Genomic DNA, 11,329 nt, shown 5'->3' on the forward strand with positions numbered 1-11,329 from the left:
GCCCGGCCACTTGCTGGCGGCACTGTCGCGTCTGTCATGACTGGCACCGTGCTGCGGATGGTGCGCTGTTGGGAAGTGGGATCGATTCTAGGCATGGTCTGTGCAAGGGAAGATGCAAATTGGCCATGGACCTATGCGAAAGCGGAATAGGGTTCGCGGTACATCGATGCATCCGTGCATCGATGTACCTCACGCAGGCCAGCGCATTACCGGGGTCGCCTTATGCAGTTGAAATGGATCGAAGATCTGCTCGTACTGGAGCGCACGCGCAGTTTTTCGCGGGCCGCCGAGTTGCGGCACATCACGCAGTCGGCGTTGTCGCGCCGGATTCGCTCGCTGGAGGAATGGGTCGGTGCCGAACTGGTCGATCGCAATATCTATCCGCTGGCGCTGACGCCAGCCGGGGCCACGTTTTGCGAGAGTGCGAGCCAGGCGGCCGATCTGCTGACGGAAGCGCGCGCCGCATTGCGCCGCGAGTCGACCTTGCCCGACCGGACGCTGGACATTGCCGCTGGTCACACGTTGTCGCTGGCGTTCCTGCCGGCATGGCTCAAGCGCTGCCGCCAGCAGTTCGGGGACTTTCACGCGCGCGTGGTGGCCGCCAATGTGCTCGATGCCGTGGTGGCGCTTGCCGAAGGCCATTGCGACCTGATGCTCGGCTATAACCATCCGCGCGTACCGGTGTCGCTCGATGCCGAACGCTTCCTGAGCCTGACGGTCGGCGCCGACACGCTGGTACCGGTATCGGTCCCAACCTCGCGTGGCCGGCCGCTCTACACGGTGCCGGTCACCGGCAACCCGCCCACGCCGTTCCTGGCCTACACGCCGAACACCACGCTTGGCCGCGTACTCGATACCGTGCTGGAAGCCCGTGGCGCCCATCGGGGGCTGGTACGTTGTTATGAGGCCGATATGGCGATGCTGTTGCTCAAGATGGCCACCGAAGGGCACGGCCTGGCCTGGCTGCCGCTCAGTACCGCGGCCGAGGCGCTGGCGGACGGCACGCTGGTGCGGGCCGGCGATGCAATGTGGCAGGCCGACCTGGAAATCTGCGCCTACCGGCCCGTATTGAGCAGCAATCCAACCTTGCTCGAACTGTGGCGCATGCTGGCCTTGCCGGCCGGGGTTGCAACGGCGCATCATGCGGTTTCGCAAGCCAGTACGGTGGTAGGCTGGCGGCCGACTACATCGCACAACGTCCATGCATCCGTCCATCCGATTCCGCGGTATCCAGCGCCTGCCGATCCTGGCGGCGATGATCTTCACGCTGACTTCCGCGTCCATCGCGCTGGCCGCCGCTGAAGACAAGCCACAGCCACCGGCACCGGTGGCCGAGGCCGTCGAGATCCCGGTGCCTGGCGCCGGCACCTTTGGCGGTAGTATCGCCATGCATGCGGAGCTGTTCAAGCCGGATGGGCCCGGGCCGTTTCCAGTCCTGATCTTTTCCCACGGACGTGCATCTGACCGACTGGAACGCGCGAAGCTCAAGAATCCGATCCAGAACTGGCATGTGCGGTACTGGCTCGACCACGGTGTGGCCGTGGTGGCGGCGATCCGGGTTGGCTACGGAGACACCGGCGGTCCCGACCGCGAGACCAATGGCGCCAACTTCGACACCATGGGCCACTGCACCAGCAAGCCCGACTACCGTCACGTTGCGACGGCGCTGAACGATGCCACGCTGGCCACCATCCAGTGGTTGCGCACGCAGCCGTGGGCCGATACGCAGCGTATTGTGCTGGAAGGACGCTCTGTGGGTGGTTTTGCCAGCGTAGCCGCTGCTGCTGCCAAGGCGCCGGGCGTGATCGGCTATGTTAATTTTTCGGGTGGCGCGGGCGGTTCGCCCGAGCGCTCGCCGGGCCGTAGTTGCGATCCGGACCAGATGCGCGATGTGATGGCCGAGTTCGGCAAGACGGCGACGGTGCCGGGACTGTGGCTCTACGCGAAGAACGACCAGTATTTTGGCGCCGAGGCGCCGCTGGGCTGGTATCAGGCGTTTGCGGCGGGCGGTAGCCCGGTCAAGCTGGTCAGCGTGGAGGAAGTGCCGGGCCGTGACGGCCATTTGCTGCTGTCTTTTGGGCAGCGCTACTGGCGCAAGGACCTCGACGCGTTCGTGAAATCGCTGGGACTCTAAGCGTTGTAGCTATAGCCGTGCGCGGACCGCGGCCTGCAATACGGGCAACAGTTCGGCCTCGAACCACGGATGCTGGCGCATCCAGATCGCCACGCGCCATGACGGATGCGGCAACGGCACGACATGCGGCCCGAAGCGCCTGAAGTCCGCCATCCTTTCTCCCATCGATTGTTTCGCTGCACCGGGCAGGTAATGTGCCTGCGCGTAGGTACCTACCAGCAAGGTCAACCGGTCTTCCGGCAGGCATTGCAGGATTTGCTGGTGCCATAGCGGCGCACATTCACGGCGCGGGGGCAGGTCGCCACCTTTACCTTTGCCCGGATAGCAGAACCCCATGGGCATGATGGCGATGCGCGTGGCGTCGTAGAACTCGTCCTTGCTCACACCCATCCATGACCGCAAGCGGTCGCCACTCGGGTCGTCGAACGGCACGCCGCTGGCATGCACGCGCGAGCCAGGCGCCTGGCCGATCACCAGGATTCGGGATGTCGCACTGAATTGCACCACGGGGCGCGGACCAGCGGGCAGGTCGGCGGCGCAACGGGTACAGGCGGCGATCTCTTGCTGCAGGGTCTCGATGACACCCTGCGCGTGGTGTGGGGACTTCATGCGCTTCGAGCGAACTTGAACGGGTGTGCGTATAGTACTGGGCTCTGAAAGGCGACACGGACAAGAGGACCCAGACATGACTACGCAAACTGAAACCGCAATCCTGGCCGGCGGCTGCTTCTGGGGCATGCAGGACTTGCTGCGCCGCTACCCCGGCGTACTGACCACGCGCGTGGGCTACACCGGCGGCGACGTACCCAATGCCACGTACCGCAACCACGGCACCCATGCGGAAGGCATCGAGATCGTGTTCGATCCGAAGCAGATCAGCTACCGCCAGATCCTTGAGTTCTTCTTCCAGATCCACGATCCATCGACCAAGAACCGCCAGGGCAACGATATCGGCACGAGCTATCGCTCAGCGATCTTCTATCTCGACGACGAGCAGAAGCAGGTAGCGGAACAAACCGCGGCCGATGTGGATGCGTCAGGCCTGTGGCCGGGCAAGGTCGCCACCGAGATCGCTCCCGCAGGACCGTTCTGGGAAGCCGAGCCCGAGCATCAGGACTATCTGGAACGGATCCCGAACGGCTATACGTGCCACTTTGTGAGGCCGGGGTGGAAGCTGCCGCAGCGGGGGTGATGGCGGGAGAGCCTCGCCCTTCGAGGCTCTCGCAAACGGATTACTGCTCAACGATCAAGTCCAGAGGCACTTGCAAGGCCGCCGCTATCGCGACGTACATTGCGGGCTCGCCCACAAACTCGCGCCGCTCAATTCGCAGCAGATGGTCTTCGCTGATTCCTGTCGCCTGAGCAAGTGCTGTCGTCGATTGGCCGCGATGCTCACGCCATGCTCCAACTGGGTGCCTTCCCGCAAGTTCGGCATCGAGTACTACGGCCGGGATCCGAAAGCCATCGTCGGCTGCGACGGCTGCGTCAAACGCGACCAGTAGGTCGTCCTCGGCTTCGTTCAGAAGCTGCAGATCCCCAGGCTTAGTCGGATCCACGTGGTTGGATCTCCGCGATGATCTGCTGCTCATGTTCTTCCCGCGCGACCTTGAGATCGTATGTTTGCTGCAGGTTCATCCAGAATTCGGCCGTACCGCCAAAATAGCGTGCAAGCCGCAGGGCAGTGACCGGGGTAACGCCGCGCTCACCGCGCACGATCTCGTTGATTCGAGCCGGCGTGACACGCAGGGAAACCGCGAGCGCGTTCGGGGTCATGGAAAGTGGCGCAAGAAATTCTTCGCGCAATACTTCGCCAGGATGTACGGGCCGCATGCCGTTCTCAAATTTCTGCATCGCTCATTCCTTCTAAACGTGCGGTCATGGCGGACCGCGTGGGATCAGTGATAATCGATGATCGCGACATGGGCCGGGCCGTCACGCGTCCAGGTGAAGCAGATTCGCCATTGATCATTGACACGTACGCTGTACTGCTCGGGGCGGTCGCTATACAAGCGTTCCAGTCGATTGCCCGGCGGCGTGCCGAGATCATCAAGAATGGCTGCAGCGTCCAACATCGCGAGCTTGCGTTCCGCGGTCGATTGGAAGTTCACAAACCTTGGAACGCGCCTGCCTTCGAACAAGGCTTGCGTCAAGCGGCAACTGAATGACACGATCATGGTGAAGTATATCGGTTATCGATAAACAGTCAATCCCGTTTTGAAGTTTGGTGGTCGCGTACGTCAAGTCGAGGCCTGTATGTTTGTACAGGTGATGATAAGGAGTTTGCGCCACTCGATCCACTGATGAAGTGCACCAAATTGCACCAGCGATCTCTGACCTACTCGCCATGAACTTGTCCGTAGCCTGTCAGGAAGCCTGTACGTTTATACAGTATAGTTACGACATTTCCGCGCTCCTGGCGCGTATGCAAATCTCTTGAAGCGCTTTAAATATCGCTTCCAACTCATTGATTCGGGGCAAGAAATTGTCAGATTCCGGCACGATCCGCATTCGCGGGGCCCGTCAGCACAATCTCAAGAACGTTGATCTCGACCTGCACACGGGGCAGATGACCGTGGTGACGGGGCCGTCGGGGTCGGGCAAGTCGAGCCTTGTGTTCGACACGCTCTATGCCGAGGGCCAGCGGCGCTACGTCGAGACGTTCAGTGCCTACGCGCGCCAGTTCCTGGATCGCATGGACCGTCCGCAGGTGGACAAGGTCGACGGCGTGCCGCCGGCCATCGCGATCGACCAGACCAATCCGGTACGCAGTTCGCGCTCGACGGTCGGCACCATGACCGAGTTGAACGACCATCTGAAGCTGCTGTACGCGCGCGCTTCGGAACTGTTCGACAAGCAGACCGCGTTGCCGGTGTGCCACGATTCGCCGGAAACCATCTATGCGGAACTGCAGGCCCGTACGGCGGCAGGGCAGCCGTATGCCGATGCCCGGCTGGTGGTGACGTTTCCGGTGGAACTGCCGGAATCGGCCACCGAGCAGGAGGTGGAGCAGTGGTTATCTGTGAGTGGCTATACGCGGGTGCACGGACAGCGCACCGTCGAATCGCCCACCGGCAAGCGCAAGGTGCTCGATGTGGTGGCCGACCGGTTCCGCATCGGCAATGTCGAAAAGGCGCGTGCGGTCGAGGCCATCGAGGCCTCTCTGAAACGCGGCGGCGGCCGGGTCAGCGTGAACGTTGTGACCGATGACGGCGAAGGTCCGGTGTGGAAGTTCTCGACCGGGCTGCACAGCCCCGAGAGCGATATCCGGTATGCCGATCCGCAACCGGCGTTGTTCTCGTTCAACTCGGCCTATGGCGCTTGCGAGACGTGTCGCGGTTTCGGTCGCGTGATCGGGGTCGATCTGGGCCTGGTGATTCCCGACGGCCGCAAGTCGCTGCGCGATGGTGCGATCAAGCCGATGCAAACGCCCGCCTGGAAGGAATGCCAGGACGACCTGATGCGCTATTCGGCCAAGGCCGGCATTCCGCGCGACCTCGCCTGGAACCAACTGAGCGAGGCCGAGCAGCACTGGGTGATCCACGGCTCGCCGGACTGGGATGGCCAGTGGAACAAGCAGTGGTACGGCGTGATGCGGTTCTTCAACTACCTGGAGTCGAAGGCCTACAAGATGCACATCCGCGTACTGCTGTCGAAGTACCGCAGCTATACGCCGTGCGAAACCTGCGGCGGCGCGCGCCTGAAAACCGAGGCGCTGCTGTGGCGACTGGGTAGCAAGGACAACGCCGATGCGGTGCTGGCGCCGGCCAGCCGCTTCCTGCCGCGTGGTGTGGACTGGAGCCGCGCGCAGCTTGAAACGCTGCCGGGCCTGACCGTGCACGACCTGATGCTGATGCCGATTGCACGCATCCGCCGTTTCTTCGACGACCTGACGCTGTCAAGCACGCTGCTCGACGATGCACTGAAGCTGTTGCTGGCCGAAGTCCGCACGCGCCTTAAATACCTGTGCGATGTGGGGCTTGGCTACCTCACGCTCGATCGGCAGAGCCGCACGTTGTCGGGTGGCGAGGTGCAGCGTATCAACCTGACCACGGCACTTGGTACCTCGCTGGTCAATACATTGTTCGTGCTCGATGAGCCGAGCATCGGCCTGCATCCGCGCGACCTGAACCGCATCGTCGAGGCCATGCACCGGCTGCGCGATGCCGGCAATACGCTGGTGGTGGTGGAGCATGATCCGTCGGTCATGCTGGCCGCGGATCGGCTGATCGATATGGGACCCGGCCCGGGCGAGCGCGGCGGTTCGATCATCTTTGACGGCACCCCCGAATCAATTCGCAAGGAGCGCACGCTGACCGGCGACTACCTGGGCGGGCGCCGGCGCGTGACCGATGCCACGGACTGGCAGTTGCGGCCGGTCGACGACCAGACGCCGCGCCTGAAGCTGGAAGGCGCAAGCGAACACAATCTCAAGGATGTCACGGTCGAGATTCCGTTGAACCGGCTGGTGTGCGTGACCGGGGTGTCGGGATCGGGCAAGTCGACGCTGCTGCAGGATGTGTTGTATCCGGCCATGGCCCGCCATTTCGGCAAGGCCACCGAGTCGCCGGGTGCGTTCCGCGATCTGGTTGGCGCCGAACTGGTCGACGATGTGGTATTCGTCGACCAGTCGCCGATTGGCAAGACCGCGCGCTCGAATCCGGCCAGCTACGTTGGCGCCTTCGACGAGATCCGCAAGCTGTTTGCCAAGGCGCCACTGGCGCTGCAGCGTGGCTACACGGCCGGCACCTTCAGCTTCAACTCGGGGGACGGGCGTTGTCCGACCTGCGGCGGCTCGGGCTTCGAGCATGTCGAGATGCAGTTCCTGTCGGACGTGTACCTGCGCTGCCCAGATTGCGATGGCACGCGCTACCGGGCCGAAGTGCTGGAAGTCAAGATCGAACGTGCCGCACGTGGCCAACCGCCGCGCACGCTGAGCGTGGCCGATGTGCTGGAGCTGACCGTCAGCGAGGCAACGGCGCTGTTCGAGGCCGATGCCGCCGTGCTGCGCGTGCTGGCGCCGATCGCCGATGTCGGCCTGGAATACGTAAAACTGGGCCAGCCGGTACCGACACTGTCGGGCGGCGAAGCGCAACGCCTGAAGCTGGCGGGCTTCCTGGCCGAGACGGCTGCCGCGCAACCGGTGAAGAACCGCAAGGCAGTGGTATTGCCCAAGCGCCTGTTCATGTTCGACGAGCCCACCACCGGGCTGCACTTCGACGATATTGCCAAGCTGATGCGCGCGTTTGGCAAGCTGCTGGATGGCGGCCATTCGCTGATCGTGATCGAGCACAACCTTGACGTGATCCGCGCCGCGGACTGGATCGTCGATCTTGGCCCGGAAGGCGGCGATGCGGGCGGACAGGTGCTGTGCGTGGGCGCACCCGACGACGTCAAGCGCTGCGCCGATTCGCACACCGGGCATGCGCTGGTTGCCTATGACCAGGCGTTGGGCGAGTCGGGCACGCTGGCGGCCGAACGCGCGGAGCACGGCCTGCCGCTGCAGGCAGCGGTACAGGCGGCGCGCGCGCGGCGAGCCGTGGAAGGCGAGGGCGTGGTGCGTATCGTCAATGCGCATGAACACAACCTCAAGGCACTCAATGTCGATATTCCGCACGGCAAGTTCAATGTGATCACCGGCGTGTCGGGGTCGGGCAAGTCGACGCTGGCCTTCGACATCCTGTTCCATGAGGGGCAGCGCCGCTATCTGGAATCGCTCAATGCGTATGCGCGTTCGATCGTGCAGCCGGCGGGGCGGCCCGAGGTCGATGCCGTGTACGGCATTCCGCCGACCGTGGCCATCGAGCAGCGCCTGTCGCGCGGCGGACGCAAGAGTACGGTAGCCACCACGTCCGAAGTCTGGCATTTCCTGCGGCTGCTCTACGTCAAGCTGGGTATCCAGCATTGCGTACACGACGGCGCACCGGTCACGTCGCAAAGCCCGGCATCGATCGTTGCGCAGTTGCTGCGCGACTATCGCGGCCAGCATGTGGGCCTGCTGGCGCCGCTGGTGGTGAATCGCAAGGGGGTCTATACCGACCTGGCCAAATGGGCCAAGGCGCGCGGCAATACGCATCTGCGCGTCGACGGCGAATTCCTGCCGGTGGATCCGTGGCCGCGACTGGATCGATTCCGCGAACACACGATCGAACTGCCGGTGGGCGATATTGTCGTCTCGGCTGACCACGAGGCCGAACTGCGGTCCTTGCTGGAGCAGACGCTTGAGCTGGGCAAGGGCGTAATGCACCTGCTGGCGCCGCTCGATGGTCTGCACGATGCGATGCAGGACGGCGCACGTACCGCGCAACTGGGCGAGACCAAGGTGTTCTCGACCAAGCGCGCCTGTCCGGTTTGCGGCACCAGCTATCCGGAACTCGATCCGCGCATGTTCTCGTACAACAGCAAGCATGGCTGGTGCGGTACCTGTGTGGGCACTGGCCTGGCCCTGACCGGCGAGCAACGCGCGGCGTTCGATGACACCGTGCTCGGTGGCGACGACCGAGGCCGTGAGCAAAGCCTGCCGTCCGAGGAGCAGGAACCGGAGGGCGTGGTGGATACGCCGTGTCCGGACTGCAACGGCACGCGCCTGAACCACGTGGCGCGTGCGGTGACCTTCGATACCAATGCCATTACCGACGTCGCGCAATGGACCGTATCGGATACGCGGCGCTGGGTCGATGGGCTGAGTCTGACGGGCCGCGACGCCGAGATCGCACGCGACGTGGTGACCGAGATCGCCAGCCGCCTGCAATTCCTGGAAGAGGTGGGCCTGGGTTACCTGAGCCTGGATCGTGCCGCGCCGAGCCTGTCAGGGGGCGAGGCGCAGCGGATCCGGCTGGCCGCGCAACTGGGCAGCAATCTGCAAGGCGTGTGCTATGTGCTGGACGAGCCGACCATCGGCCTGCATCCGCGCGACAACCAGATCCTGCTCGATGCGTTGCGCAAGCTTGGCGACAAGGGCAATACGCTGGTGGTGGTGGAGCATGACGAAGACACGATCCGCCGCGCCGACCATATCATCGATATCGGCCCCGGTGCCGGCAAGCGTGGCGGACACCTGGTGGCCCAGGGCGGCGTGGCCGCGCTGTCGGGCGCGCCAGATTCCACCACGGGTCGGTTCCTGGCTCACCCGATGATCCACCCGTTGCAGACGCGCCGTGCGGTACGGCCGGCACGCGCGGGCAAGGAAGCGGAACCCGCGCACTGGCTGACCGTGCAAGGCGCGCACCTGCATAACCTGCGCAATGTCACGGCGCGGATTCCGCTGGCGCGGCTGGTGGCAATCACCGGTGTATCGGGCTCCGGCAAATCCACGCTGGCGCGCGATGTGCTGATGACCAACCTGCTCGACGCGGTGGGCCGTTCGGTGATGTCGTCGCCGGCCACGCGGCGCGCACGTGCTGCGGCGGAGAAGGCTGGCAAGCCCACCGCAACGCGGGCGCTCACGGTTGACCACGCCTGGCACGGTTGCGAAAGCATCAGCGGCTGGGAATCGATCGACCGTGTGTTGGAAGTGGACCAGACCCCGATTGGCAAGACGCCGCGTTCGTGCCCGGCAACCTATATCGGCGTATGGGATGCGATCCGCAAGCTGTTTGCCGAAACGCTGGAAGCCAAGGCACGCGGCTACAGCGCCTCGCGCTTCTCGTTCAATACCAGCGACGGCCGCTGCCCGGCCTGTGAAGGGCAGGGCGTGCGCACGATCGGCATGAGTTTCCTGCCCGACGTAAAGGTGCCGTGCGACGTGTGCCATGGCCAGCGCTTCAATCCGGAAACCCTGGCGGTTACATGGCGCGGCAAGAATATCGGCGATGTGCTGACCATGGAAATCGACGAGGCGGTGGACTTCTTCTCCGCCATCACGCAGATCTCGCATCCGCTGCAACTGATGAAGGATGTGGGGCTGGGTTATCTGACGCTGGGGCAGCCATCGCCGACGCTATCGGGAGGCGAAGCGCAGCGCATCAAGCTGGTGACGGAGTTGTCGAAGGTACGCGACGACATCACGCGTCGCGGCCAGAAGGCGCCGCACACGCTCTATGTGCTCGACGAACCTACCGTGGGCCTGCATATGGCCGATGTGGCGCGGCTGATTCGTGTACTGCACCGGCTGGCCGATGGCGGCCATAGCGTGGTCGTGATCGAACACGATCTCGACGTGATCGCCGAGGCGGACTGGATCCTCGATCTCGGTCCCGAAGGCGGCGCCAATGGCGGCACCATTGTCGGTGCGGCCGATCCGGAAGCGCTGTCGCGCATCAAGGCCAGCCATACCGGGGCGGCGCTGGTGCCGGTCCTGGCCCGCACCGCACCGGCAGAGGCACGCGCCGCGGGTTGATCAGCGCGAACGCGCGGCCCTGGGGGTGGGCGGTGGCCTTGGTCCTGCCAGGGCCGCCGCGCAGAAGTCCACCAGTTCCTCAACCGGGGGCTCGGTGCGCGCGCGCTTGCCGCGCTCGCGCACCCAGTGGGCCAGTGAGTAGACCACCGTGTCCATGAACCAGATCATGCGCAGCTTCATGACGTTGCGCGGTACATCGGGCAGCAAGCCGTAGACGTGCTCGCGCACGCGATACAACGCACTCATCGCGGTCTTGTCGACCAGACCCTTGTTGAGCAGGCCCGGACTGAACGTGGTCTGCGCCAATACCTGCAGGTAGTTGGTGCCCCATTCCGTATGCAATACCACTTCGACCAGCGGGCGGATGGTGGCCTCGACCACGCCGTGGATATCGATCGGACGGCCTTGTGCCTCAAGTTGATCGAGATGGCGGTGGCGCACCTGGTTCACCTGATGCAGGCGCCGGTTCAGCAGATGGCTGACCAATGCCTCGCGAGAACCGAAGTGGTAGTGCAGCGCCGAGCGGTTACGCTGCCCGCTTTCCACCACGATCTGCCGTAGCGGCACCTGTTCCACGCCTTGTTCGGCGAACAGGCGCTCGGCGATTTCCAGTATGCGCCGAGCGGTATCGGTCAGACCGTCATCGGTGTCATGGCCGTCAGCGGCCGCGGGATCCGTGTTGGCCGCGCGATCTGCATCGGCGCTGGCGGCCCGGCGGGTTTTGCCCGGGGCCGGTGTCGGTGGCTCGTCCGCGAAAATGTCGCGCGCTTGCTTGAGCTTCATGGAAGTACTTGCATGCCTGGTTGGCCTGGCAGGCCGTGCAGGCTTGTCGTTATGAAAATGAAAGCTCCGCAAGGATA

The 11,329-nt window shown here is 64.0% G+C and carries 9 protein-coding genes; 4 read left to right on the top strand and 5 right to left on the bottom strand.

The window, feature by feature from the left end:
• The first annotated feature begins 222 nt into the window (after positions 1-222).
• Both ACO550_RS22955 and ACO550_RS22960 read left to right on the top strand, forming a co-directional pair.
• The gene (locus ACO550_RS22955; RefSeq protein WP_315594379.1) at positions 223-1,302 is read left to right on the top strand and encodes a LysR substrate-binding domain-containing protein; all 1,080 of its coding nucleotides are present in this window, start codon (positions 223-225) and stop codon (positions 1,300-1,302) included.
• Positions 1,202-2,134 carry a dienelactone hydrolase family protein gene (locus ACO550_RS22960; protein WP_315594380.1) on the top strand — a complete coding sequence of 311 codons (933 nt, stop codon included), beginning with the start codon at positions 1,202-1,204 and terminating at the stop codon, positions 2,132-2,134. Before ACO550_RS22955 ends, ACO550_RS22960 begins: the two co-directional genes overlap by 101 nt.
• A 9-nt stretch (positions 2,135-2,143) precedes the next feature.
• Here ACO550_RS22960 and ACO550_RS22965 read toward each other — a convergent pair whose 3' ends face one another.
• A complete protein-coding gene (locus ACO550_RS22965) occupies positions 2,144-2,743 on the bottom strand; it encodes a uracil-DNA glycosylase family protein (protein WP_315594381.1) in 600 nt (199 codons plus the stop codon).
• Between the two features lie 76 nt (positions 2,744-2,819).
• Here ACO550_RS22965 and msrA point away from each other — a divergent pair, with 76 nt between their 5' ends.
• Complete coding sequence (msrA, locus tag ACO550_RS22970; RefSeq protein WP_315594382.1) at positions 2,820-3,326, top strand: peptide-methionine (S)-S-oxide reductase MsrA; 507 nt, start codon at positions 2,820-2,822, stop codon at positions 3,324-3,326.
• 40 nt (positions 3,327-3,366) lie between these two features.
• On the opposite strand, the gene ACO550_RS22975 is transcribed toward msrA, so the two are convergent.
• The 3 genes from ACO550_RS22975 to ACO550_RS22985 are packed head-to-tail and all read right to left on the bottom strand — an operon-like array spanning position 3,367 to position 4,308.
• Positions 3,367-3,690, bottom strand: a complete 324-nt coding sequence (locus tag ACO550_RS22975; protein WP_315594383.1) for a helix-turn-helix domain-containing protein — start codon at positions 3,688-3,690, stop codon at positions 3,367-3,369.
• Positions 3,677-3,985, bottom strand: coding sequence for a HigA family addiction module antitoxin (locus ACO550_RS22980; protein ID WP_315594384.1), 309 nt, complete (start codon positions 3,983-3,985; stop codon positions 3,677-3,679). The genes ACO550_RS22975 and ACO550_RS22980 overlap by 14 nt, the downstream gene beginning before the upstream one ends.
• A 44-nt stretch (positions 3,986-4,029) precedes the next feature.
• Positions 4,030-4,308, bottom strand: coding sequence for a type II toxin-antitoxin system RelE/ParE family toxin (locus ACO550_RS22985; protein ID WP_315594385.1), 279 nt, complete (start codon positions 4,306-4,308; stop codon positions 4,030-4,032).
• Positions 4,309-4,616: 308 nt separating this feature from the next.
• Between ACO550_RS22985 and uvrA the strand changes: the two genes are divergently transcribed.
• On the top strand, positions 4,617-10,469 hold the full coding sequence (gene uvrA, locus ACO550_RS22990) for an excinuclease ABC subunit UvrA (protein WP_315594386.1): 5,853 nt from the start codon (positions 4,617-4,619) through the stop codon (positions 10,467-10,469).
• On the opposite strand, the gene ACO550_RS22995 is transcribed toward uvrA, so the two are convergent.
• A complete protein-coding gene (locus tag ACO550_RS22995; protein WP_315594387.1) occupies positions 10,470-11,252 on the bottom strand; it encodes a TetR family transcriptional regulator in 783 nt (260 codons plus the stop codon).
• Positions 11,253-11,329: the final 77 nt, after the last annotated feature.

This window comes from Cupriavidus sp. (assembly GCF_057315035.1).

Bases quoted from the DNA above. Each gene is read 5' to 3' on its own strand.
- ACO550_RS22960 (WP_315594380.1), top strand. From the start codon at position 1,202: ATGCATCCGTCCATCCGATTCCGCGGTATCCAGCGCCTGCCGATCCTG.
- ACO550_RS22965 (WP_315594381.1), bottom strand. From the start codon at position 2,743: ATGAAGTCCCCACACCACGCGCAGGGTGTCATCGAGACCCTGCAGCAA.
- ACO550_RS22980 (WP_315594384.1), bottom strand. From the start codon at position 3,985: ATGCAGAAATTTGAGAACGGCATGCGGCCCGTACATCCTGGCGAAGTA.
- ACO550_RS22955 (WP_315594379.1), top strand. From the start codon at position 223: ATGCAGTTGAAATGGATCGAAGATCTGCTCGTACTGGAGCGCACGCGC.
- ACO550_RS22985 (WP_315594385.1), bottom strand. From the start codon at position 4,308: ATGATCGTGTCATTCAGTTGCCGCTTGACGCAAGCCTTGTTCGAAGGC.
- msrA (WP_315594382.1), top strand. From the start codon at position 2,820: ATGACTACGCAAACTGAAACCGCAATCCTGGCCGGCGGCTGCTTCTGG.
- ACO550_RS22995 (WP_315594387.1), bottom strand. From the start codon at position 11,252: ATGAAGCTCAAGCAAGCGCGCGACATTTTCGCGGACGAGCCACCGACA.